Annotated in this window: 17 protein-coding genes and 1 tRNA gene; 11 read left to right on the forward strand and 7 right to left on the reverse strand. The window is 67.4% G+C overall.

Annotated elements, in window-relative coordinates:
• The 6 genes from narI (at position 1) to QU663_RS01000 (ending at position 6,180) form a co-directional block, all read left to right on the forward strand.
• Positions 1-777: a respiratory nitrate reductase subunit gamma gene (gene narI, locus QU663_RS00975; protein WP_021611737.1), complete on the forward strand. Its 777-nt coding sequence runs from the start codon at positions 1-3 to the stop codon at positions 775-777.
• Positions 778-1,076: 299 nt separating this feature from the next.
• Complete coding sequence (locus tag QU663_RS00980) at positions 1,077-2,072, forward strand: MoaD/ThiS family protein (RefSeq protein ID WP_021611736.1); 996 nt, start codon at positions 1,077-1,079, stop codon at positions 2,070-2,072.
• Positions 2,073-2,172: 100 nt separating this feature from the next.
• The gene (locus tag QU663_RS00985; RefSeq protein WP_021611735.1) at positions 2,173-2,592 is read left to right on the forward strand and encodes a molybdenum cofactor biosynthesis protein MoaE; all 420 of its coding nucleotides are present in this window, start codon (positions 2,173-2,175) and stop codon (positions 2,590-2,592) included.
• 1 nt (position 2,593) lies between these two features.
• A complete protein-coding gene (locus QU663_RS00990) occupies positions 2,594-3,418 on the forward strand; it encodes a HesA/MoeB/ThiF family protein (RefSeq protein WP_021611734.1) in 825 nt (274 codons plus the stop codon).
• Positions 3,409-4,047: an NTP transferase domain-containing protein gene (locus tag QU663_RS00995; RefSeq protein ID WP_296490874.1), complete on the forward strand. Its 639-nt coding sequence runs from the start codon at positions 3,409-3,411 to the stop codon at positions 4,045-4,047. Before QU663_RS00990 ends, QU663_RS00995 begins: the two co-directional genes overlap by 10 nt.
• Positions 4,048-4,122: 75 nt before the next feature.
• A complete protein-coding gene (locus QU663_RS01000; RefSeq protein ID WP_021611731.1) occupies positions 4,123-6,180 on the forward strand; it encodes an MBL fold metallo-hydrolase in 2,058 nt (685 codons plus the stop codon).
• 396 nt (positions 6,181-6,576) lie between these two features.
• On the opposite strand, the gene QU663_RS01005 is transcribed toward QU663_RS01000, so the two are convergent.
• Positions 6,577-7,089 (reverse strand): molybdopterin-binding protein, encoded by a 513-nt coding sequence (locus tag QU663_RS01005; protein WP_021611729.1) that lies wholly within the window; start codon positions 7,087-7,089, stop codon positions 6,577-6,579.
• Positions 7,090-7,423: 334 nt separating this feature from the next.
• On the opposite strand from QU663_RS01005, the gene modA reads away from it, so the two are divergent.
• A complete protein-coding gene (gene modA / locus QU663_RS01010; RefSeq protein ID WP_034481127.1) occupies positions 7,424-8,221 on the forward strand; it encodes a molybdate ABC transporter substrate-binding protein in 798 nt (265 codons plus the stop codon).
• Between the two features lie 9 nt (positions 8,222-8,230).
• Positions 8,231-10,420 (forward strand): ABC transporter permease, encoded by a 2,190-nt coding sequence (locus QU663_RS01015; RefSeq protein ID WP_021611727.1) that lies wholly within the window; start codon positions 8,231-8,233, stop codon positions 10,418-10,420.
• A gap of 167 nt (positions 10,421-10,587) precedes the next feature.
• Here QU663_RS01015 and QU663_RS01020 read toward each other — a convergent pair whose 3' ends face one another.
• Positions 10,588-11,250 carry a nucleotidyl transferase AbiEii/AbiGii toxin family protein gene (locus QU663_RS01020; protein WP_021611726.1) on the reverse strand — a complete coding sequence of 221 codons (663 nt, stop codon included), beginning with the start codon at positions 11,248-11,250 and terminating at the stop codon, positions 10,588-10,590.
• On the reverse strand, positions 11,214-11,570 hold the full coding sequence (locus QU663_RS01025; RefSeq protein WP_021611725.1) for a hypothetical protein: 357 nt from the start codon (positions 11,568-11,570) through the stop codon (positions 11,214-11,216). The genes QU663_RS01020 and QU663_RS01025 overlap by 37 nt, the downstream gene beginning before the upstream one ends.
• 455 nt (positions 11,571-12,025) lie before the next feature.
• Between QU663_RS01025 and QU663_RS01030 the strand changes: the two genes are divergently transcribed.
• The gene (locus QU663_RS01030) at positions 12,026-16,600 is read left to right on the forward strand and encodes an acyl-CoA dehydratase activase-related protein (protein ID WP_021611723.1); all 4,575 of its coding nucleotides are present in this window, start codon (positions 12,026-12,028) and stop codon (positions 16,598-16,600) included.
• 146 nt (positions 16,601-16,746) lie between these two features.
• Here the strand turns inward: QU663_RS01030 and QU663_RS01035 are convergent, their stop codons facing one another.
• Positions 16,747-18,357, reverse strand: coding sequence for a glycoside hydrolase family 2 TIM barrel-domain containing protein (locus QU663_RS01035; RefSeq protein WP_034481124.1), 1,611 nt, complete (start codon positions 18,355-18,357; stop codon positions 16,747-16,749).
• 276 nt (positions 18,358-18,633) lie between these two features.
• Complete coding sequence (locus tag QU663_RS01040) at positions 18,634-20,658, reverse strand: OPT family oligopeptide transporter (RefSeq protein ID WP_021611721.1); 2,025 nt, start codon at positions 20,656-20,658, stop codon at positions 18,634-18,636.
• 366 nt (positions 20,659-21,024) lie between these two features.
• Between QU663_RS01040 and QU663_RS01045 the strand changes: the two genes are divergently transcribed.
• Positions 21,025-21,114 (forward strand) — tRNA-Ser (locus tag QU663_RS01045).
• Between the two features lie 350 nt (positions 21,115-21,464).
• On the opposite strand, the gene QU663_RS01050 is transcribed toward QU663_RS01045, so the two are convergent.
• Complete coding sequence (locus QU663_RS01050; RefSeq protein WP_021611720.1) at positions 21,465-22,148, reverse strand: superoxide dismutase; 684 nt, start codon at positions 22,146-22,148, stop codon at positions 21,465-21,467.
• 174 nt (positions 22,149-22,322) lie between these two features.
• Positions 22,323-23,291 carry a DUF808 domain-containing protein gene (locus tag QU663_RS01055; RefSeq protein WP_021611719.1) on the reverse strand — a complete coding sequence of 323 codons (969 nt, stop codon included), beginning with the start codon at positions 23,289-23,291 and terminating at the stop codon, positions 22,323-22,325.
• Between the two features lie 79 nt (positions 23,292-23,370).
• Between QU663_RS01055 and QU663_RS01060 the strand changes: the two genes are divergently transcribed.
• Positions 23,371-25,086, forward strand: coding sequence for a methyltransferase (locus QU663_RS01060; RefSeq protein ID WP_021611718.1), 1,716 nt, complete (start codon positions 23,371-23,373; stop codon positions 25,084-25,086).
• The last annotated feature ends 173 nt before the right edge of the window (positions 25,087-25,259 follow it).

Here is a 25,259-nt window from a genome sequence, read left to right on the forward strand (position 1 = left end):
ATGGAATCCGCACTTTTGCATGCCGCGTCAGCACCTGCGACGCAGTCGCTGTCCTTCCTGGACATTGCCCTGTGGGTGATCCTGCCCTACGTGTCCTTCGCGATCCTCATCGTGGGCCTCGCGTGGCGCTACAAGACCGACCAGTACGGGTGGACGTCTCGTTCCTCGGAGTGGAATGAGCCGACCATCCTGCGCTGGGCCTCGCCGCTGTTCCACTTCGGCGTCCTCTTCGTGTTCATGGGCCACATCCTCGGCCTCGTGATCCCGAAGACGTGGACCGAGGCGGCCGGTGTACCCGAGCACGTCTACCACCTGATGGCGACGATCCCCGGCACGATCGCCGGAATCATGACGATCGTCGGCCTCGCGCTGCTGATCTACCGCCGCCTGGTGTACAAGTCGGTGCGCGTGGCGACGACCCGCATGGATATCGTCACCTACGTCATGCTGACTATCCCGGTGCTCCTAGGCGGCGCGGCGACGCTGCTCAACCAGGTGCTCGGTGGACACGGGGGCTACGACTACCGCGAGACGATCTCCGTCTGGTTCCGCTCGATCTTCTATCTCCACCCGCAGGCGCACCTGATGGTGGATGTGCCCCTCAGCTTCAAGCTGCACATCATCGCGGGCCTGCTGCTGTTCTGCATCTGGCCGTTCACACGCCTCGTGCATGCGGTGAGCGCGCCGGTCGGCTACGTGGCGCGTCCCCCGGTGATCTACCGGTCTCGCGACGAGCGCCGCGAGCATCAGCTGACGCGCGGCGGCATGTCGGACTGATCGATGGCCGTGCCCGCCGCGGTCCCTTGCTGAGAGGCGAGGCCTCGGCGGGCCGGGTGTCGGCGTGGGGGTGGGCGAAAGCTCGCCCCTCGCCGTATACCACGGGTCGGGTGTCGTCAGTGAGGTGCGCGCGTGCGGCCGCCCCTCCAAAAGCATCCGCGCAGTGGAATTGACCGTGCGCGCAAAGGCTTGTGCTGGTTAAAATAACACCGGTTTGTAAGTAACGTAACAAAGCTAATGCCGTTACGGAGACTCTCGTCAAGGGGGTTTCCGCAGATTAAGAGGGAGAGAGGACGAACATGACTGACACCTCCCATTCGCGGCCGCTTGCTGAAACGCTTGAGGCGATGGCCGCCCTGACGCCCGCTCAGCACGCTCTGTTGGAGCGCATTTCGCAGCACGTGACGCCCGTGACCGTGGCCGAGTTGGCCCAGGAGGCCGGCCTGCACGTGTCGAGCGTGCGTGAGACCCTCGAAGGTCTGTTTGCCGTGGGTCTGGTGGAAAAGCAGCAGCTTCCCTCCTCGGGGCGCGGGCGTCCCGCGCTCGGATACTCGACGACGACCCCCGCCGACCCCTCGTTTGCGGCTCAGATGCTCCAACAGCTGACCTCGTCGCTGCTGGCATGGCTGCGCGCGGACGCCGCCGACCCGGCCGCGTCGGTGCGTGAGATCGGCGCGCGGTGGGCGGATGCCGCCCTGGAGACGATGGCCGTGCCGGACCACAGCCACGGGATTGCGCGCCGGGCCATGCGCGACAACTTCAACATCGCGGGACACCTGGGCAAGGTGCGACTGTTCATGAACGCGATGGGCTTTGCGTCGGTACCCCACGAGTCCGATCAGATGGCCGTCGTCCTGACGGCCTGCCCGTTCACGGAGCCGGGAGCCCCGGACGACCTGGCCCTCGAGCTGCGGCGCGGCATCGTCGAGCGTGTCTTCGAGCGCACGGCGACGGGGGTTGCGAGCTGGTCAGTGGAGGTCGATCCGATCAACCCGTTGCGCCTGACGGTCTTCCTGCGTCCGCTCAACGAGCCGAATCCGAAGCCGCTGTCGACGACGGTGCACTTCTTCGGCGGCGCGGCCGAGGCGGCGGGCGGTTACATGCGTGAGCTGCCCGCCTCGGAGACGCCCGCGACGCTCGGCGAGCTGGTCGCGCGCCTCGGCGCTGAGAACCCGGAGCTGGATCACATCCTGGAGGTGTCGAGCTTCCTGGTGAACGAGCGTTCCGCGCGCCTGGAGGCGGAGCTGATGCCCGGCGTGCGCATCGACGTGTTACCGCCCTTCGCCGGCGGGTGAGATGTCCACAGCATTTGTGCGGGTCGGTCAGGGTTTTCGCAAAATCCTGACCGTTTCCGTTTAAAATGGACGTAAGCATCTCCCGTTCCTGGAGGATCCCATGTCAGCAGAGATTGCAACAGGTATTACTGACGACCCCCTCGACTCGAGCTCGCTGATCGATAGCGCACGCCGAGATACGTGTGGTGCCGTGGCGTCGTTCATCGGCGTCGTGCGCAACCACGACGGGGGAGAGAGCGTGGACGCGATCGAGTATTCGTCGCATCCTTCCTCGGCGCAGATATTGCGCGACATCGTCGCGGAGTTTAAGGATCGTCCCGGGGTGCATCGTATCGTCGCGTGGCACCGGGTGGGCCGCCTGGAGATCGGTGAGGATGCGATGGTGGTGGCGGTTGCCGCCGAGCATCGCGCACAGGCTTTCCGCGCTGTGGAGGGCATTGTTGAGGACGTGAAGGCGAAGCTCCCGATCTGGAAGAAGCAGGAATTGACTGACGGTTCGCACAACTGGTCGGGTCTGTGAGATGACGATCGGCGATCCTTATTCGCGTGAGGCGGCCGTCTCGGGCCGCAGCGTGGCGCTCCCGCTGATCAATGCGCCCGTCCCGTACGAGGCCGGGGATCCTGCGCTGGAGCGTTTCCGTCGCAATTGGCTGGTCTCCGGCATTGGCCAGGCGGGTCAGGCCCGCCTGGCCGCGGCGCGCGTGCTCGTCGTTGGCGCGGGCGGCCTTGGCTCGCCCGTCCTGCTGTACCTGACGGCTGCGGGCGTCGGGACGATCGGCATCTGCGACTCCGACGTGGTCGATACGTCGAACCTGCAGCGCCAGCTCCTGCACGGCGAGGCCGACGTGGGGGATCCGAAGCCTGATTCGGCGGTGCGTCACCTGAGCGCCCTCAATTCCGGCGTGCGCTTCGAGCGATACGGGCACGTGACCCGAGAGTGGCTGGAGGAGCACGGACGCGAGTGGGACCTGATCGTCGAGTGCACGGATAGCTTCGATGCGAAGTACCTGGTGGCGGACTATTGCGCGGACTCAGGCGTCCCGTTGGTGTGGGGCACGGTCGTGTCGATGACCTTCCAGGTGAGCGTGTTCTGGTCTGCGGCGCCGGCCCCCGTGCCTTCGCTGACGTTGCGGAGCCTGCACCCGGTCAAGCCTGCTCCCGGGACGACCCCGGCCTCGCCGGAGGTTGGCGTGCTCGGTCCCGTGGTCGGTCAGGCGGGCACCGCGATGGCGACGGAGGCCATCAAGCTGCTGGTGGGCTTCGGCGAGCCGTTGATCGGCCGCGTCCTGACGGTGGACGCGGCGACGCAGCGCGCCGACGTGCTGACCTTCGCGCCGTGGGACTGATCCCCGTGGGCGGGGGAGGGCCGCGCCCCGACCTGGCCGCGATCATCGTGGGCGGCGGCGGGGGAGAGCGCCTGGGCGGCGTGTCGAAGCCGGACCTCGTGTTCGGCGGCGTGCGCTTGATCGACCGTGTGTGCGGGGCCCTGCTGGAGGCGTGCGGCGCGGGGTGTGTGGCCGTCGTCCCGCCCGCCGTGCGTGTCCCCGATGGCGTCTTGCGTACCCTGGAGGATCCGCCGGGCGGCGGCCCGCTCGCAGGGATCGACGCTGGTCTGGCGGCCCTCGGTGCCCCCGCCGACGTGTGGGTCGTTGTCGTGTCGGTGGACTGTCCGGGCATCGTCGACGTCCTGGCGGCGCTGCTCGACGAGCCGCTGGGCGATCGGTGCGAGGGGCGCATCCTGCGCGGCGGCGTGCCCGAGCCCTTCGATCAGTACCTGATGGGCGTCTATCGCGTCGGTGCGCTGCGCCGCGTCATCGACGAGGCCGTGGCGCGGCGGGGGAACGTGCGCGGCATGGGGGTGCGGCGGGTGCTGCGCGCCCTCGCGCTCGAGCGGGTGGACGTGAGCGCCGACGTGTGCAGGGACGTCGATACGCCCGAGGATGTGGCGTGGTGGGGTGCTCGCCTTTCCTCATGATTTGTCGGTAATGCCTTGATGGGTATAGATTGAAACGGTAAGTGTCTAGTTTCCTCATCCTATCGAGGTGCACGCATGAATCTTCGCCATGGGCTCCTGTGGCAACGGCTCGGACTGACCGTATTGTCAGGAATCCTTGTTGCATCTATTGCTCCTGCTACTGCTGCCGCTCCGACAAGCGGTCAGGAATCGCACGGCGACGTCGCATCCGTCGACCTCGACCTGTCAAGGACGGATGCCGAGGCGGCCGGCCCTACCGCCTCGCAGGATCGCGCGGCCTCGGACGGCGCTGCCGCCTCCGACTCCATCGACGCCGCCGATTCCGCCGACGGTGCCACGGCCTCGTCCGAGGAGGAGAGCGCCGACGGCGTCGACGCGCAGATCTACACCTTCCCCGGAACGGGCGGCCCCACCCGCATCCACGTCCTGACGACCACGGGTTCCGCGGACGCCATCCTGCTCGAATCGCGCGGCGTCTTCGCCATGATCGACGGCGCCGAGGGTGTCGGTGCCCCCGACGGCACCGACCCGCGTTACCCCAAGCGCGAGGGAATCGTCGACGCGTCGTTCGGAGACACCGACTGGGTGCTCGGCTACATGGCCAACCACGGCGTCACCTCCTCCAACCTCGCGTTCTACCTGGGCACCCACGCCCACTCCGACCACATCGACAACGCGGACGAGATCATCAGGAAGTTCCACCCGAAAGTCATTCTCAGCCCCGAGTACTCCGACGAGTGGATCACGGACAAGTCCCGCCTGTGGGACAACCAGTGGATCTACGACAACATGATGGCGGCCGCGCGATGGGCGCAAGGCGCGTACGGCGCGTCGATCGTGCAGAACATCAACGACTACAACACCCACATCACGCTGGGCGACATGGATGTTCAGATCATCCCCACCGACCCCGCCGAAAATTACAAGCGGACCGGTGTGCGCGACGCGAACCTCATCGCGTACACCGCGAAGGTGAGCGCCTTCGGGCACTCCGCGTACCTGGCCGCCGACCTCGAAGCTGGCGGCGGCTACGAGGACCGCATCGCCCCGATCGTCGGCCACGTCGACATGCTCAAAGCTGGTCACCATGGCCTGCCGACCTCGAACACGGAATCATTCCTGAGCGCCCTGTCCCCATCGGTCATCGTCCAGACGGGTCCCGAATGGTATTCGCCCGATCGGCTCACGGCCTCCGTCGTTGACGGAACGACCGTGTGGGCACCCATGAATCAACTCTGGTCCTCCGGGCATATCTCGTCACTCATCGCGACCTTCGCGCCGTCGGGCATCTCCTACAACGATATCTCCGGCGCCTCGTGGGGCCACGAATACGGCGGTCGCACCCCGCGCGCCTGGTGGTTCGCGGGCGGGAGGCCCGCCGCCAAGACCGGCTGGTGGAAGGGTCTCAGCGGTCACTGGTACTACTTTGCGGGCAAGCCCTCCGCCGAGGCCTCGGCGTGGATCAATGACGGCGGCCAGTGGTACTGGATGGACGCCACCGGAGCCATGATGACAGGGTGGATCTACGACGGTAAGGCCTGGTATTACCTGGATTCCGCCGGGCACCCCTCGGGCAGTGGCTGGAGTTTCATCGACGGCTCGTGGTATTACCTGAGCGGCGGGCGCGTCGCCCTCGGGTGGCTCTACGACTCCGGCTCCTGGTATTACCTGGACGCGAGAACCGGCGCGATGGCCACCGGATGGACCCAGGTCGATGGTCAGTGGTATTTCCTGCGTTCCTCGGGTGCGATGGTCACCGGTTGGCTGAACGGCGGGAGCGCCTGGTACTACCTGGGCGGCAGTGGCGCCATGGCCACCGGCTGGCTCTACGACGGCGGCTCCTGGTACTACCTCGACCCGATGACCGGCGCGATGGCGACCGGCTGGGTGCAGGTGGACGGCAAGTGGTACTACCTGCGGTCCTCGGGTGCGATGGTCACCGGCTGGCTGAACGGCGGGAGCACCTGGTACTACCTGGACGGCAGCGGTGCCATGGCCACCGGCTGGCTCCTGGATCATGGGGCTTGGTACTACCTGGGTGACACGGGAGCCATGGTCACCGGCACGCGCGAGGTCGACGGTCGATCCTCCACCTTCGCCTCGTCTGGGCGCTGGGTCGGCTACGCCTCCTGACCGAGGAGCCGGCGACCATCCTCACAAAGCGCCGCCCGCCGCGTATCGACGCAGGTGGGCGGCGCTTGTCGGTTGTACTGTGGGGTAACCATTCCTGCGCGAAAGGCCTCCCATGACGGCCCCTCGGGCAACCGCTACTACTTCAACGGCTCCGTCTCGGCCGTGGCGTGCGCGGCCTCGTGCTTGACCCGGCTGAGACCTCGTGTGGCTCCCCACGCCCCTCCGGCATGGTTCCCCACGCGCCTCCGGCATGGTTCCCCACAAATGTCGCATGCAATTTCTATGTCAACCTTTCAAACTTTGAAATCGCATCGTTGAGATTCTGCGGTTTTCTCGATGCCTTATAAAAGTAAGGTAACCCAAATTGCATGCGACATTATTATGGGGAGGAGGGGGTCAGCGGGGCTCGTCGAGCTGGTGGAAGATTGCGCCCAACAGAGGGGTGACCACCTCGAGAGTGTCGAGCGCGCCGCCGCGCGAACCCGGTGAGGAGATGATGAGCGCGCCCGAGGAGTCGCGCGCGGTCACGCCGACGACCTCGCGGGACAGGCCTGACAGGGGGGTGTTGGTCAGGCCGTGGGCGCGGATCTGCTCGGCGATGCCGGGGATTTCGACCTCGATGAGGGAACGGACCACCTCGGGCGCGTAGTTGCCCACGCCGAAGCCCGAGCCGCCCAGGACCAGGACGAAACGGGCGCCGGCCTCGAGCGCGTCGCGGATCTCCGTCTCGAGGATGTCGGCGCTTTCGGGAATCGCGGCCATCGTCACCTGGCCCAGGCCCGCCGCGGTCAACGCGCCGACGCACGCGGGGGTCGCCCGGTCCTCCTTCGTGCCGCGCTGCACGCGGTCCGAATAAGCGATGATGTGGGCGTTGATCTGGCCGAGGTCGTAGTCGACGGGCTTGGGCATGGGATCCTCCGTGTGTCTGCGGTGAGTACAAATGTGATCCTAGTCCCGCGGGTGCGGGTGCGAGTGGTCAAAGAGGTGAGGAATTAGTGCTCGCACCATCCGAGGTAAATGCTCGGGTGTGCGTGAGGTGCGCGCCTGGTGGGCGCTCGCCGGTCCCCCTGAAAGCAGCAAGCGCCCATTTAGTATGGACGTCTCCAGGTTAATTGAGGGGCCTGTTTATCCCAATATGCGGCCGCTTGTGGGCGCTCGCGACATGCTCGCTCCGGCCTGTTGCCCACCGTCGCTCCTCTTGTTAGATTAAGCACGTTCGATCCCCTCTCAAAAGGAGATGCCCGTGCGCTCCCTACGCCTCCTCCCCGTCCTGGGCGCCGCCGCCCTTGCCCTGGCCGCCTGCTCGGGCGGCGCCCCCACCCCCGAGGCCACGGCCTCGTCCGACGATTCCCAGGTGCCCGACCGCGAGATCGTCCTCAACGTCTACGCCGCCGCCTCCCTGACCGAAACCTTCAGCGAGCTCGAAACCGACTTCGAGGACGCCAACCCCGAGGTCGACGTCCGCATCAACTACGCGGGCTCCCAAGACCTGGTCACCCAGCTCGGTGAGGGCGCGGACGTCGACGTCCTGGCCACCGCCAACGAATCCACCATGAAGAAGGCTGCCGACGCCTCCCAGGTCGACGAGCAGACCATCTTCGTTACCAACACCCTGACCCTCATCACGACGCCCGGCAACCCTGCGGGCGTCACCGGCCTCGACTCCTCGCTCGACGGCGTCAAGCTGGTCATTTGCGCGCCCGAGGTTCCCTGCGGCAAGCTCACCAAGACCCTGACGGAGAAGCTCGGCGTGACCCTGCACCCCGTCTCCGAGGAGCAGTCCGTCACCGACGTGCGCGGCAAGGTCTCCTCCGGCCAGGCCGACGCCGGCATCGTCTACAAGACCGACGCCCTCGCCGAAGGCGACGCCGTCGACACCGTCGCCATCGCGGGCGCCGACGAGGCCGTCAACAAATACCCGATCGCCCTGGTGAGCGCCTCCACCAAGAAGGAGTACGGCCAAAAGTGGATCGACCTGGTCCTCTCGACCGAAGGACAGGCCATCCTCGCAGAGGCCGGATTCACGCCCGCCGCGAAGTAACATCGACCCGTGACGTCGCGGAAGACACCAGCCGTCAGCCCCCTGCCCATCTGGGCGGGGGGCCTCGGCGCGCTCGCCCTGTGCTTCCTGCTCCTGCCCCTCGCCTTCATGCTGGGGCGTGTCAACTGGGCCACCCTGAGCGCCACGCTCGCCACCGACGAGGCCTCCGCCGCCCTCGCCCTCTCCCTGCGCACCTGCGCCGTGGCCCTCGGCGTTGACCTCGTCCTCGGAGTCCCGGCGGCCCTCCTCCTCTCCCGCTCGTGGAGGGGCGTGCGCGCCGCCCGCATCCTCGTCGCACTGCCCCTCTCGCTGCCGCCCGTCGTCGCCGGCATCGCACTCCTCGCGGCCTTCGGCAGGCGCTCGACGTTGGGCGCTCTGCTGAGCGGCGCCGGCCTCGACATCGCGTTCACGACGACCGCGGTCATCATCGCGCAAGTTTTCGTCTCCCTGCCCTTCCTGATCGTCACCCTCGAATCCGCGCTGCGCTCCCGCGAACAGGGACTCGACGAGATGGCCTCCTCCCTGGGTGCCTCGCCCTCGCGCGTCTTCTGGCAGATCACCCTGCCCACGGTCCTGCCCGGCCTCGGGCGCGGCGCGGCGCTCGCGCTGGCCCGCTGCCTCGGCGAATTCGGCGCCACCCTGACCTTCGCGGGCTCCATGCAGGGCGTCACCCGCACGATGCCCCTTCAGATCTACCTGGCCCGCGAGTCCGACGCGGACCTGGCCCTCGCGCTCGGCGTCGTCCTTCTCGGCGTCGCCGCGCTCGTCGTCGCGCTCACCGAAACACCGTGGGGGCGTGCTGTCTCGTTCCTGCGCGCGCGCCTGTCATCGACGAGGCCGGGGCGCGGCCCTGCGCCCGGGGTTGCCTTAGGTGCTCGCGCCGCGGGATTAGCGGCGGCTGATCCCGGATGCGGCCTCGACGCCTCGGATGACGATGCTGCGGGCGTGGCGGGTGCTGCCGTCCACGTTGCCGGGACCGTGACTGAGCGCTGCTGGGCGGCGGACGCGCGGCTGCGCCCAGGCCTCGTGACGGCCGTCGTCGGCCACAACGGCGCCGGAAAGTCCACCCTCGCTCAGGTGATCGCCGGGACCCTGCGCGTGGATGGCGGGGCCGTGAGCATCGGGGAGCGAGTCGTCGACGACGCCGCCACCTTCGTGCCCGCGCGCAGGCGAAGTGTCGCCATGGTCTCTCAGGCCCCGCGCATCTTCACCCACATGAGCGTGGTTGCCAACGTCGCGTTCCCGTTGCGCGCGCGCGGCGTCGGGCGAGCTGAGGCCCGGGCCGCGGCTCTCGAGCAGCTGCGGGCCGTGGGCATCGAGGACCTGGCATACCGGCGAGCCTCCGATCTGTCCGGCGGCCAGGCCGCGCGCGTCGCCATCGCTCGGGCGCTCGTCTTCCGGCCCGAGGTGCTCATTCTCGACGAACCCACGGCTGCCCTCGACGTCGAGGCGACCGCCCAGGTTTCCGCCGTCCTGCGCCAGCGCCTGATGGGCGCGGGGATCACGACCCTGCTCGTTTCCCACGACATCGCCGAGGTCCTGGCCCTCGCCTCCCACATGATCGTCATGGGGGAGGGTCGCGTCGTCGAGGAGGGCTCGCCCGCCCGCGTGCTCGCCTCGCCCGCCTCCGTGTTCGCCGCGCGCCTGGCCGGCCTCAACATCGTCACCGGCCCCGCCGTCGTCCGCCGCGGCCTGGTGGGCGTGCGCGTCGGTGAGGGAGCGCTGTGGGCGGCCGCGGACTCGCCCGAGAGTGAGACCGAGACCGCGCGTGCTGGCCGTGAAGGCGCTGACGCCGCGCCTGGCGCGGATGCTGGGGGTGCGCCTGGCGGCGGCAGCAGCTCTGGTGTTGGCGGCGCTGACGCCGCGCCTGGCGCGGATGCTGGCAGCCCCGAACCCCTTCCCGCCAGCCCCGCCGGTGAACCCGCTCGCGTCGCGCTGACCTTCCCGCCCGAGGCCGTTGCCCTCTCCCGCGAGGAATCCCACGCCTCGCCGCGCAGCGTCCTGCCCGGCGTTGTTGCGGGCGTCGACCTCGACGGCTCCCTCGTGAGCGTGCGCGTCGCGCTCGCGGGGGGAGTCTCGGTGAGCGCCCGCGTCACCGCCTCCGGGTGGGCCGACCTAGGCCTCGGCGTTGGTGATTCCCTCTGGGTGAGCGTCAAGGCCACCCAGGTCCGGGCGATTCGCGTCGCGGCGGGCTCGTGAACGGCGCGTGTGCCTCAGGCTTGCGGATGCGCGGGGCCTCGTGGCGCTGGTGTGCCGAAGATGCGCGAGGCCATGGCGAGGCCATGGCGAGGCAGGCGGGCAGCGCCGCGCTGGCGAGACGAGGACGGGGTGGGGCTTCATTCGGAGGATGCCGTGCTGTTTTGTGGCTAGTCGTTGCGTTTATTGTCGATATCGTCGGCCCAGCTGCTGAAACGTCGTTGAATCGCGTGGAGCTGCGAGGCAGTGATGCCGTAGGCCGCAACTTGTGTCAGGCTGATGCTGTGTGCTCCGCGCAGACACTCTGTGAAGAATCCTGTGTCGAAGCCTGCGTCGCGTTCCTGAAGGAGCTCGATGAGGCGCGCATCGCTGATCGTTCCGGTGGAGCGGATCGCATCGACGTCCAGATAGTCGCGTGGGTAGCTTCTGGAGTAAAGCGCACTCAGTTTGTTGCCGACGGCGTCAGCAAGGTCAAGAACGGGTCCGATGCCGAGGCGTACGGGTGTGTGGGCGCGCCAGTCGATAGCGAGATCAACGCTGAGTGGTGCCCCGTGTGGTGGGGTGACGGAGAGCTGGGCGAAAGAGGAGCTTGCGCGTTCGACGGTGACGTCGTAGTTGTTGGCAGTGAGGTGCTCAACGAGGTTGACTACTGCGTTGGGGAACCGCGTGGCGGCTTGCATGACCGTGAAGAGGTCAATGTCGTTGGTGGGGCGCTGTGTCATCCCGTGTTCACGGATCGCGCCCGAGCCGGCGAGGGCGAAGCCCTCGTCTGCGAGAACCTCGAGTGCGCATGCGATTAGTTGGCGTTGCGTCTGTTGTACAGAGCGAGCCATTTGTTTCTCCCATGCAGTGCTTCGAAGCGGTTTTCCCATGCGGCTGTGATCGCTAGGTCAAGGCGCAGTATTGGCCACATGTCGGTGAGGGTGTCGCGGTTGAGGTAGCATCGCTGGTCTTCCACGCTGCCCTCGCCGATGATGCATTGGTAGACCGTCGTTCGTTCGCCGTCGTCGTCGAGGCTAAACGAGCCATTCCCTGGTGCCCAGCTCAAGCGCACGGGGAGGTGCACGGTGCCTGTGGATGGACCCGTGAGCTCATCAAGTGACGCGGGAACACAAAAGGGTTTCGTGTCGCGGTACGTGATACGTCCACTCATGTCGCTCCCCTCTCGTGACTGTGATCTGGCGGCTAGCTCGTATGTCTAGCTTAGCGTGCGATGAGGCGGGCTTGTCCGCGAGTTCTTGCCGGGTTGCGCATGTGTAGCTACGATTGCGCCGCTCGGTGTTGTTGATGTTCGATGGGGATTTGACGCCGAGGCTGGTGTGTCGAAGATGCGCGAGGCCGTGGCGAGGCAGGCAGGGCAGGCGGGCAGCGCCGCGCTGGCGAGACGAGGCCGGGGGAGGGTTTTTGCCGAAGGGTTGAATTTTGCAACGCTTCACATGTTGTAATTCTCGTCGGACGCGTCGTGCGTCTCGCGGTCTGCGTGATGTGTCATACAGGCGATTTTCCCTGGTTCTACGCCGTTTTAGTGCCGCGTGCGAGCAAGGTAAACCATACCTTTGACGGGATACGATCCGGGCCTTAAGTTGATGGATGATTCAAGGAGGTCCCATGACAACGCAGCGCGCCAGCGAGCACCGCCGCCCCTATCAGCTCGGCATCGACGTCGGTTCGACCACGGTCAAGGCCGTCGTCCTGGACGGAAACCGTCGACTCTTCTCCGACTACCGGCGCCACAATGCCGACGTGCGCGCATCCCTAGGCGCCCTCCTCGCCGACGTCGAACGTGCCCTGCCCGGCGCCCGCGTCCACGCGGCCATCACCGGCTCCGGCGGCCTGACCACCGCCCGCGCCATGGGCATCCCCTTCGTCCAAGAAGTCATCGCCGGCACCGAGGCCACCCAGCGCCTCCACCCCGAGGTCGACGTCGTCATCGAGCTGGGCGGCGAGGACGCCAAGCTCACCTACCTGCACCCCACCCCCGAGCAGCGCATGAACGGCACCTGCGCGGGCGGCACCGGCGCGTTCATCGACCAGATGGCGACCCTCCTGCACACGGACGCCGCGGGCCTGGGCGAAATGGCGACCCGCCACACCCAGCTCTACCCGATCGCCTCGCGCTGCGGCGTCTTCGCCAAGTCCGACATCCAGCCCCTCATCAACCAGGGCGCCGCCCACGAGGACCTGGCAGCCTCCATCTTCAACGCGGTCGCCACCCAGACCATCGCGGGCCTGGCCTGCGGCCGCCCCATCCGCGGGACCGTCATGTTCCTCGGCGGCCCCCTGCACTTCCTGCCCGCCCTGCGTGAGGCCTACAAGGCCCTCCTGCCCAAGGCCGACGCCTTCGTCACCCCCGACGACGCCCAGCTCTACGTCGCCATCGGCGCGGCCCTCCTCGCCGAGAAGGAGGCCGCCAAGCGGGTGCGCCAGGCAGAGGAGGCGGGCGCCACCTCCGTCGACACCCGCGGTGACAAGCTCACCACCCTCATGGAGCGCCTCGCTGCCGCCCCCGTGCAGGTCGAATCCCCGCGCATGGACCCCCTCTTCGCCACCCCCGAGGACCGCGAGGAGTTCGTGGCCCGCCACAGCCTCGACGTGATCCCCAAGGCCAGCCTCGACGAGGCCGAGGGCCGCTGCTGGCTCGGCATCGACGCGGGCTCCACGACGATCAAGGCCGTCGTCATCGACTCTCAGGACCGCATCGTCTTCACCCACTACGCCTCCAACGAGGGCGACCCCGTGGCCGCGGCCGTCGACATCGTGCGCGCCGTGCGAGGCGCCCTCCCCGAGGGCTGCGAGATCGGCCGCTCGTGCGCAACCGGCTACGGCGAGGGCCTGGTCAAGGCCGCCCTCACCATGGACGAGGGCGAAATCGAGACGATGGCCCACTACCGCGCCGCCGAATTCATCTGCCCCGGCGTCACCTCCGTCATCGACATCGGCGGCCAGGACATGAAGTACCTGCGCATCCGCGACCACGCGGTGGACTCCATCTCCGTCAACGAGGCCTGCTCCTCGGGCTGCGGCTCCTTCCTCCAGACCTTCGCGCAGACGATGGGAACCGACGTGCGTTCCTTCGCGCGCATGGCCATGGAATCCTCCTCCCCCGTGGATCTGGGCACCCGCTGCACGGTGTTCATGAACTCCTCCGTCAAGCAGGCGCAGAAGGAAGGCGCGGACGTGCGCGACATCAGCGCCGGCCTGTCCTACTCCGTCGTGCGTAACGCCCTCTACAAGGTCATCAAGCTCAAGGAGCCCTCGGACCTGGGTGAGCGCGTCGTCGTGCAGGGCGGCACCTTCCTCAACGACTCGGTGCTGCGCGCCTTCGAACTGCTCACCGGTCGCGAGGTCGTGCGCCCCGACATCGCGGGCCTCATGGGTGCCTACGGCGCCGCCCTGACCGCGCGCATGCACGACACGGGTGAGGGGACCTCGTCCCTGGCCACGATTGAGGCCCTGGAAGGCTTCAGCGTGGACACGACCCGCAAGACGTGCCGCCTGTGCCAGAACCACTGCCAGATGACCATCTCGACCTTCTCCAACGGCGAGCGCCACGTGTCGGGCAACCGCTGCGAGCGCGGCGCGTCCCTGGAGCGCGTGCCCAAGAAGTCGGAGCTGCCCAACCTCTACGACTGGAAGTACAAGCGGATCTTCGGCTACCGCCGCCTCACCGAGAAGAAGGCGTTCCGCGGCGACATTGGCATCCCGCGCGTGCTCGGCATGTACGAGAACTACCCCTTCTGGTTCACGATGCTCACCGCGCTGGGCTTCCGCGTCATGATTTCGGGCCGTTCCAACCACGACCTGTTCGAGACCGGCATGGAGTCCATCCCCTCGGAGAACGTGTGCTACCCGGCCAAGCTCGTCCACGGGCACATCGAGTCCCTGCTGGACAAGGGCATCACGACGATCTTCTACCCCTGCGTCGACTTCGAGCAGAAGCTCACCGAGTCCGAGAACTCCTACAACTGCCCCATCGTGGCGACCTACCCCGAGGTCATCCGCAACAACATGGAGCGCCTGGCGGAGCCCGGCACCAAGTTCATCAGCCCCTTCGTCAACTTCGGCAACCGCGACTACCTGCCCGCCCACCTGTCCAAGACCTTCAAGGAATACGGCTACGACATCCCCGTCGAGGAGATGAAGGCCGCCCTCGACAAGGCGTGGGAGGAGGACGCCGCCGTCAAGGCCGAGATCCGCGCGAAGGGCGTCGAAACCATCGAGTGGATGCGGGAGCACGGTGTGCGCGGCATCGTGCTCGCAGGCCGCCCCTACCACCTCGACCCCGAGATCAACCACGGCATCCCCGAGGTCATTGTCGGCCTGGGCATGGCCGTCCTCACCGAGGACTCCATCATCGACGCGCGCCTCGAGCGCCCGCTGCGCGTCCTCGACCAGTGGTCCTACCACTCGCGCCTCTACGAGGCCGCCGCCCGCGTCGGCGACGAGCCCGACCTCGAGATGGTCCAGCTCAACTCCTTCGGCTGCGGCGTCGACGCGATCACCGCCGACCAGGTCCAGGAGATCCTCGAGGGCCGCGGCGACGTGCACACCGTCCTCAAAATCGACGAGGTCTCCAACCTGGGCGCCGCCAAGATTCGCCTGCGTTCCCTCGACGCGGCGATCACCGAGCGCGCCTCCCTCACCTCCGCGATGAACGAGGCCGGGGCCGGCGACGGCGAGAACGGCGCGGATGGAGCGGGACTGGCCCCCGCCTCGTCCGTGGGCCTGGTGTCAGGCTCCGTCGACACGGCCACCCTGCGCGACCCCTCGGGGGACGCCGCCCGCGAGGAGGAGGCCGGGCACATCAAGCCGCGCGCGGTCTTCACCGAGGAGATGCGCGAGGCCGGCTACGAAATCCTCGCCCCCCAGATGTCGCCGATCCACTTCCGTTTCCTCACCCCGCTGTTCGCGACCGCGGGCCTGAAGGTGCGTGTCCTGGAGCATACGAGCCGCACCTCCATGGAGGTCGGCCTGAAATACGTCAACAACGACTCGTGCTACCCGGCGATCGTCGTCATCGGCCAGCTTCTCGACGAGTTCATCTCCGGGCGCGCCGACCCCGACCGTACCGCCGTGGGCATCACGCAGACGGGCGGCATGTGCCGCGCCTCCAACTACGCGGCCCTGCTGCGCAAGGGCCTGCGCGACGCCGGATACCCGCAGGTTCCCGTCATCGCCCTGTCCGTCCAGGGCATCGAGGACAACCCCGGCTTCCACCTGGGGATCCCCCACATCCACAAGGCCATCCAGGCCTTCGTCATCGGCGACGCCATCCAGTCGATGCTGCTGCGCGTGCGCCCCTACGAGGCCACCCCCGGCTCCGCGATGGCGCTGTACCGCACGTGGGACGCCTACGTGCAGGAGTGGATCACGTCGGGCCGCGTGGCCGCCCTGGGTGGGCGCGTCTCCTACGGAAAGATCATCCGCGAGTGCGTGCGCGCCTTCGACGCCCTGCCCCTGCGCGACATCCCGCGCAAGCCGCGCGTCGGCCTGGTCGGCGAGATCCTCGTGAAATTCCATCCCGACGCCAACAACCACGCGGTCGACGTCATCGAGGCCGAGGGTTGCGAGGCCGAACTGCCCGGCCTCATGCAGTTCTTCCACAACTCCGTGGCCACCGCCGCGTGGGACAAGGAGAACCTGGGTATCGACGGCAAGCAGCGCTACATCATGCCGATCGTGCTATGGGCGCTCAAGAAGTACGAGAAGCCCGTGCACCGCGCGTTCGCGGCGACGAACGGCAAGTTCGAGCCGCACCGGCCCATCGAAGAGATGATCGAGCGTTCCCAGGACATCGCGCGCCTGGGCAACCAGGCCGGCGAAGGCTGGTACCTGACCGCCGAAATGGTCGACATGATCGAACACGGCTGCCCGAACATCATCTGCGCCCAGCCGTTCGCGTGCCTGCCCAACCACGTCGTCGGCAAGGGCATGTTCCGGGCGCTGCGCACCCGCTACCCCGAGGCGAACGTCGTGGCCGTCGACTACGATCCGGGTGCCTCCGAGGTGAACCAGCTCAACCGCATCAAGCTGATGCTCGCCACTGCCCTGCAGGACCCCCAGGCGCGCGACAGCGAGGTTCTCCAGCTCGTGGACGTCGAAGAGCCGGCGTCGTGCGGCGGGTCGGGCTCGGTCATGCTCGGCATGCCGACCATCCCGACGAGGCGCGCCGCCTTCCGCTGAGCGTTTCGCCTCGCCGCGCACGAGGCCTGGGCTGGGTTCCCGGGCCTCGTCGCGCTATGCGGGGCGCCGTGCGCGCTGCGGGTGCTGCGGGCTGTGCAAGCCGTGCGTGCCCCGGCCGTCGCGGTGCATCGCGAGGCCGACGCGGCCTACACCGTCAAGCTTCCGTGCGCGATCTCAAAGCCCGCCGACGCCCAGCCCGTGCTGTACGACAGACGCACCGAGACCTCGCGCGTGCCCGAGGACGGCCAGGGCACCTCAAGGAAGCCCGTCTCGCCCGGCGCGACATCCAGGTACGCCGAATACTCCCACGTTTCGTGGCCCTCCTCGACCACGCGGCATAGGAACTCCAGATCCGACGTGGACGTGAACGTCATGTGGTTGCGTACCGTCACCCCCGAATACGAGGGCGCCACCGTCACCGGCGCGTAGTGCAACTCCTCGCCTCGCACCTTGCGCAGGTCCGGGAAACGCGCCTGGGAGTACTCCGGGCGCGTCGGATCGAGAGCGTGGGCGGCGCGGACCTCGTCCTCCTCGTCCCCGATCGCCCAGGCGATGATGCTCGGGTGCGCGCGATCCCGACGGAGCGCGGCCTCGATGGCCTCGTCGCGTGCCACCCCCGGACCGTACAGGTTTGACGCGCAGTCGATGATGTACAGGCCGTACTCGTCGGCCAGATCCAGGAACCGTGCGTGCCCGGGCGCGTCAGCGATCACGACCGTGTTGACGCCGTGGCGCTTACACCACACGATGTCGTCGAGCATATCCGGGATGTTGACGGCCAGGCCCGTGCGCCCGTCGCACTCGTTGCGGGTCACTCCCCGCAGGGCCAGCGCCTTGCCCGCCAGGCTCACCCCCTGGGAGGTCGCCTCAACGTCGCGGAAGCCGAGGTCAAGGGAAACCGTGTCCTTGACCCCCTCCTCGTCGCGCAGCGTCACAATCAGCCGGTACAGCGCCGGCTCCTCGGCGCTCCACGGGATCACGTCCAGACCCCGCGCGGTCATCACCTCATCAGGAGAAGCGACCGCAGACCACAGCCTCTCATGCGCGTTCTCGTTCACGAGCGCGGCGTGAACCTCGACACCGCCCGTCGTTTCAACCCGCAGCGTCAGCGCGCCCGCGCGACCATCGTGGGACGCCACCGGCACCACGTCCACGATGTGCGCCGGAGGCCTGGCCTCCAACGACACCTCGCGGAACAAACCGTGGCAACACATCGGCGAATCCATCAGCAACACGACGAGCGTATGCGAGTGAGTAGGCTGCAACGCGCCGGTCACGTCGAAGGCCGCAGGAATGAAACCGTCCGCGCAGAAACCAACGAACGTTCCATCAACCCACGCGTAGAGAGGGCCGGAGAAGCCGCCGAAAGTCAGCGTCATCATCCAGCCGCGCTCAACCGCCTCCTTCAACGGGGCATCGAAGATGAACTCGCGGCGCAGAATCGAGGCGCGCACCAGGTCGGAGGGCTCTTCGTCGCCGACACGGGAGGCGTCGTCCTCGCGGGCCTGACCCTCATCGCGCATCCACGAGCCGTCCAGCTCGAGGACGCCGGGCACAGACGTCGCGCCGAAATGCTGATGAGTGGGAGCACGACGAATCAGCTCCGAAGCGGTGCCAGTGGCACCGGTAACCTGCCAGGTGCTCGACAGCATCTGAAGTGGCCTGCGTGACCTCCACGTCGCGTGCACCGTCAAGCGGTTCACCGACGTTCCTGGGTCCCGCAGCCAGGTGACGTCCGGTTCCAGGATGTGTCTCATGTTATTAAAGTATCATTATTCAACTAGTCAGGAAAGCGTCATTTTTGCTGGAATACAGTCAAATATGCCTTGACATGCAGTTAGTTCTCAGCTGTCAAAGACGCTCGGTGTTCACATTGTGGGATTTTTGGCCGCCCGAATGGGCACAAGTTCGCGCCCGCCGACAGGCGACGAGCGCATCACGAACCCCGGCCTCGTGGCCCGGGCGAGCGCATCACGAACCCCGGCCTCGTTCCTGAGAACAGGAACGAGGCCGGGGAAGGTGTGAGGACCGGGTCAGCCCTGCACGCTCTGCGCGCCGTCCTGAGCCTTCGACTCGCGATCCGCGTCGCGCGTGATCTTACGGGCGAAGCCGTAAAGCAGCCACGTCGCGCCCGCGAAGAACACGATGCCCAGCACGTTTGCGACCGGGGTGAAACCGTCGCCGATGAACGGCAGCGCCAGCGGGGAATCCGACCCCGTCGCGCCCGCGATGCCCGCGTAGACGACGCCGAACAGGGACTCGCCCACGATCAGGCCCGTCGCAGCCAGCGTGCCGAAGCGCTTCGCGCGCTCCACGTCCGCCTGCTTGTCAGCCCACCTGTTGTACAGGAAGCCAATCAGGCCGCCGATCGGGATCAGGATCGTCAGGGACACGGGCAGGTAGATACCCATGCCGACCGCGAGCGGAGGCAGGGCCAGCTTGCCCTTCGAGGCGGGGCGCAGGACCTCGTCAATGATGATGACGACGACGCCGATCGCCGCGCCGATACCCAGGAGCTTCCAGTCGATGCCGCCGCCGAGCACGCCCTTGGCGAGCGAGGAAATCAACGAGGCCTGCGGGGCCGCCAGCGCATCCGGGCTGGCACCCGGCGCACCCTGGAAGCCGAAGGAGTTCTGCATGAGCTCCAGGACCGGAGGAATGATCAGCGAACCGAAGACGACGCCGATAACCAGGGCGACCTGCTGCTTCCACGGGGTCGCGCCCACCAGCTGGCCGGTCTTGAGGTCCTGCAGGTTATCGTTCGCGATCGTCGCAATGCAGAACACGATCGCGGACGTGAACAGCGTGTAGGCGATGAGCGCCGTGTTCTCCTCCGTGGTCGAACCGCGGCCGTGCACTGCCAGGATGACGACCGCCGTGATGACGACGACCAGCAGGCCCACGCCCGACACGGGCGAGTTCGACGAGCCGATGAGGCCTGCCATGTAACCGCACACCGCCGCGACCAGCAGGCCTGCGAGCAGGATGAAGAGAACCGACACGGCGATCAGGATGGCCGTGTTGTGCTCGATCTGCGTGCCGCGCATGAACCACCACAGCAGGCCCGCGATCGGAATCATGGCCACGAAGATGGAGACGATGACCCACTTGCCGGGAATGTCCTGCTCGGTGCGATCGATCTGGGCGCCGTCTTCCTTGGCGCCGCGCGAGGCGCGCAGCGACTCGGACATGCCGCGGACGATCGGGCCCATGATCTTGATGAGCGTCCAGATGGCGGCAACCGCCATGACGCCCGCGCCGATGAAGCGCACGTCCGACTTGAAGACCGTCGACAGGGCGTCGGTCAGGTCCTTAGCACCCTCCAGCTGGCCGTTTGCGTACAGGGGCAGCAGGACGCCGTAGGAGATGAGCATGCCGATGAGCATCGCGACGCCCACCGTCATGCCGACCAGGTGGCCCACGCCGATGAGCGCGAGCGACAGGGAGGTGGAGAACATCGTGCCCGTCGAGCCGATCCTGAAGGCGGCGCCGACCTCGGAGGCCGTCACCTTCAGGTAGCCGAACAGGGCCATCGCCGCCGAGGCCAGGGCGCCCCAGGTGATCGCCAACAGGCCGCGCTTGTTGTCCTCGCCGGCCTCCTGGGAGTCGCCGACCTTGAGGATCTCAGCGCCGGCCACGCCCTCGGGGTAGGGCAGGTCCGAGCCCGTCACGAGCGCGCGACGCAGGGGGATCGAGTACATGACGCCCAGCGAACCGCCCACCGCGCACACGAACATGGTCTGCCAGTAGGGGAAGCCACTCCACCAGCCCACGATCACGAGGCCGGGGAGGACGAAGATGACAGCCGACAGCGTGCCCGCCGCCGACGCGATCGTCTGGACGATGTTGTTCTCCTGGACCGTGTGGTCGCCCCAGAAGCGAAGGACAGCCATCGAGATGACGGCCGCCGGGATCGAGGTCGCGAAGGTCAGGCCGACCTTCAGGCCCAGGTACACGTTCGCGGCCGTGAACACCAGCGTAATGATGCCGCCGATGATGATGCCGCGAAGCGTTAGTTCTTTGAGCGACGTTCCTTTAGTCGCACGTGGCGCAGACACGAAAAGTCCTCTCGCTGCGTTGAATAGATACCCTGCAAGAGTAGAGCATGTATGCGCGCTCGTGAATGTTATGCGTTTACTTCATCTTGTTTTCAGCCGTTCTCAATGCTGGGGGGCGGGGCCTGGTCCGGTGACGTGGACCGGGTGCGGGGTTATTAGTTGCAATTAGTGGTGCTTTGACCTTTTGGGTGCCTATTGTTTTACGCTCGTGCAAGACCGGTCTCGCTCGCTGCAGTTGCGCCCATGTGCGTGCGTGCTTGTTCGTGAGAGCCAGGTCGGCGCGCCGCGGGGTGGTGTGGCCCTGCTCCCAGCCTGCCCGGTCGATTTGCGTTGCGCGGGGGTCCGTGTAGTAGAGTATCCGGGTAAGGTAGCGTGTCCGAGCGGCCGAAGGTGCAGCACTCGAAATGCTGTGTGGTGTCACAGCCACCCTGGGTTCAAATCCCAGCGCTACCGCCACTGCCGCCCGGCCCCGATGGGGCCGGGCGGCTTTGTTATGCCTGAGTGGTTCCCCAGCAATGTCGCACGTAATTCCCGTGCCTGTATTTTAGGTTTTGAAATTCAATCGTTGGAATTGCAACGTTTGTGGGCTGTCTCGAAAAATGACCGCGTTAAATTACGTGCGACTTTTGGAGGGGTGGTTACCGATGTCACTTTCGGGCACCTCTGTCAGGCCCGCCCCTTCGCAGGCTCAGCCCCTCTGCACCTCCGGGGATGCAGGAGAGGCGGAACCCCGAAGGGTCCCGCCTCTGCTGCGTGTAGTTGTGGTGGTCGCGCGACCAGTGCCACGGCCTCGTCACGAAGAACGCTTAGTTCTTCCACCAGCCCTTGACGGTGTCGATGGCCTGCGTGCCCAGGTCGGACAGTGCGGAGTGGGCGTTCACCAGGCCGGAGGACAGGCGGGCGGCCTGGAAGCGAGACGCGACGTTCTCCCAGTTCACCAGGTTCCACCAGGCCTTGACGTAGTCGGCCTTGACGTTGAGGTAATCCAGGTAGAAGGCGTGCTCCCACATGTCGATCATGAGCAGCGGCACGGTCGCGACAGGGATGTTGCCCTGCTGGTCGGTCATCTGGTAGGTCACGAGGCGCTTGCCGACAGTGTCCCACGCGAGGACGGCCCAGCCGGAACCCTGCAGGCCCAGGGCGGCGGCGGCGAACTGAGCCTGGAAGGACTCAAACGAGTCGAAGAACTCGTCGATGGCGGCGCCGAGCTCGCCCTCGGGGCGCGAGGCGCCCTCGCCGGTCATGTTCGTCCAGAAGATGGAGTGGTTGGTGTGACCGCCCAGGTTGAAGGCCAGGTTCTTCTCCCACAGGTTGATCGCGGCGAAGTCGCCGGACTCGCGGGCGGCCGCCAGCTTCTCCAGTGCGGCGTTCGCGCCGGCCACGTAGTTCGCGTGGTGCTTGTCGTGGTGCAGCTCCATGATGCGTCCGGAGATGTGGGGCTCCAGCGCGGAGTAGTCGTAGGGCAGGTCGGGCAGGGTGTAGACGGTCATGATGCTCCTCCTGGGCGTCGTCGTCGTTTGACTGTTGACTCCAAGAGTAGTACTTAAGTCCCGGTTTGCGTAGGGGGTTTGTGTCACCTTTCGCGGATCGCGATCAACGCCGAGGCCGGGGCTGGGGAACGCGATCGCGCATCCTTGGCCCCGGCCTCGTGAAACGACAGACGATCAGGCCCGAGCGCGCACGCGGCGCACGAGCGCGGAAGCCCCGACGACGAGCCACGCGATGACGGCGCCAAGGATGACACCGAAGACGCCGGACAGGAGTGTCTCGACCAGCCAGGTCACGAATCCGCCTGCGCCGGACACCGCGTGCTCGGCGGCCTCGAGGACGTGGTGGAAGACGGGAACGCCGACCTCGGCGAGGTTCGCGATGACCAGGTGCCCGCCGACCCACAGCATGGCGACCGTGCCGACGACGCCGATCACGCTGAAGACGTGCGGCATGACACGCACGATCGTGCGGCCGATGTTGTCGACCGGGCCGGGCCGGTTGTCCTCGGGCTCGAGGGCGCCGCGCGCCAGGCGGAGGCCGACATCGTCGGCCTTGACCAGCAGGGCGACGAGGCCGTAGACGAAGAATGTCATGAAGAACGCGACCCCGATGAGGACGGCGACGCGCATGACGCCGTGCTCATTCGATAGGCCGGCCATGGACACGAGCATGATTTCGGCGCTGAGGATCAGGTCGGTGCGGGTCGCGGAGGACACGATGGACTTCTCGAGCTCCTCGGCGCTGGTCGCGCCGGCCTCCTCGTGGTCCTCGTGGTGGCCGGGCAGCCAGCCGAGCTTCTCGAGGACCTTCTCCCCGCCCTCGAAGCACAGGTACGCGCCGCCCACGACCAGCAGGAACGGCAGGAAGTGGGGGGCGAGCCACGTGAGCAGGAGCGCGATCGGCAGGATGATGAAGAGCTTGTTGATGAGGGAGCCGCGCGCGATCTTGCCGATGATGGGCAGCTCGCGCGCCGGGCTCAGGCCCGACACGTACTGAGGCGTCACCGCCGTATCGTCGATGACGACGCCCACCGCCTTCGAGGAGGCCTTGACGGCGTTCGCCGCGACGTCGTCGATCGACGAGGCCGTGACCTTCGCGAGGGTCGCGATATCGTCGAGCAGTGCGACAAGTCCACCGGACATGGGGTTTCCTCCTCTGAGCTGGGCGTCGGGCTCCTGGTTGGGTACCCGCGCATTGTACGCATGGGGATAGGCTTGAGGCATGACAACTTCCGTACCCGTCCCCGCCCTCGACCGTGACCTCATCGCGCGCCTGCGCTTCGACGTTATCGCGTCGAGCTGGACCATCGACACCTTGGAGGCGCTGCTGAGCGCCGACACCTTTGCCGCCCTCATGCGCGACTCGCGTCTGCCCGCCCTCGTTGAGCTCGCGGGCGTCGCAGACCCGGCTGCCACCCTCACGCGCTTCTTCATTCTCGGCCAGCCCGAGAGGGCGTCGGCCCTCGCCGGGGCGCTCCCGACGCTTGGGGCGCAGGGCCTGGAGACCCTCGGCCTGGCGGCCGTCATCGACGAGGCCGAGGCCGCCTCCGGCCTCGTCATGCCGCGCGCGTGCGCCAAGCCCACATCAACGTCCGCGCCCACGCGGGAGCGCGCCGAGGCGGGAGAGGATGGGGAGGCCTCGTCCCGGGAGGCGCCCACCCTGCCGACGATGCGGGACCCCGACGAGGAGGCTTCCGAGCCCGAGGTCGAGCACGACCCCTGGATGCGCGCGCTCTTCGACCTGCGCCCACACGCGGCCGCGCTGCCGGGCGGGGACCACGACTGGTGGGTGACCTCGGACCTGGGGGAGGCACAGACCGGCAGGCCGCTGGCCGATGACCACGTGCTCGGCATCGGCGGGGCGACCCTGACGCTCCTGGAGATGACGGTGCGCGATCGGGTTGACTCGGCCCTGGATCTGGGCTGCGGGTGCGGCATCCAGGCCCTGTACTTGGCGACGCATGCCGACCGCGTGGTGGCGACCGACCTGTCGGCGCGGGCTTGCGCGCTCACCCAGTTCAACGCCGCCCTCAACGAGACGGTCATCGACGTGCGCGAGGGGTCCCTCTTCGAGCCGGTCGCCGGTGAGACTTTCGACCTCATCGTCTCCAACCCGCCCTTCGTGATCACGCCGGACAGCGTGCGCGGGACAGCCGGCCTGCTCGAGTACCGCGACGGCGGCATGGATCGCGACAACCTGATCCGGGCGGTCCTGCGTGAGGCTCCCACCTACCTGGCGCCCGGGGGCACGCTGCAGATGCTCGCGAACTGGGAGATTCCCGCGAGCCGCAACCCGGACACGCAGTGGTCGTGGCGCGTGGATTCTTGGCTCGACGGACTGCCGGTGGACGCGTGGGTGGTCCAGCGCGACGTCCTCGATCCCGCGCGCTACGTGGACATGTGGATCCGTGACTCGGGCGGCCAGCTGATGGCGCGCGCCGACTACGATCGCGCGTTTACGTCGTGGCTGGTGGATTTCCGTCGCGCGGGCACGGGCGCGATCGGCATGGGTTTCGTGGCGCTGCGCAGGCTCGACGAGGCCGAGGCCGCCTCGGGTGGGGTTCGCGCCTACGACCTGTCCCTCGATGGGCACGCCCCGCGCGGGCGCGACGTGGCGTGGGCGCTGGCCTCCCTGCGCGCCCCCGAGCTGTGGGAGGTGGCGCTCACGCGTGCGTCGGATGTGCGCGAGGAGCGCCACTACGTGCCGGGTAGCCCGGATCCGGAGCTGTTGATCCTGCATCAGGGCGGGGGGCTGGGCCGTTCCGTGCCGGTCTCGTCGGCCGTGTCCGCGGTCGTGGGGGCTTCGGATGGGGAGTTGACGGTCGGGCAGATCGCGTCGGCCGTCGCGATGCTCACCTCGGTTGAGGTGGAGGATGTACGCGCCGAGGTCGAGGCTCCCCTGCGCGACCTGATCCGCTGGGGGTTCCTCACCTACTGAGCGCTGTTGCGTGCGGGGGCGCCGCGGCCGCGGGGGCGGCCGCGGCGCCCTGGCTGCATCGGGTGGGCTGTGTGGTGTCGTTTCGGGCGCGTTGCGAGCGTGGGTGCGGGTGGGCATGAAGTCGGCTCCAGATGTGGGGGCCCTGTGTTAGCCTGGCGCCACACTCACGCGAA

Source organism: Schaalia sp. HMT-172 (assembly GCF_030644365.1).
Classification (GTDB): domain Bacteria; phylum Actinomycetota; class Actinomycetes; order Actinomycetales; family Actinomycetaceae; genus Pauljensenia.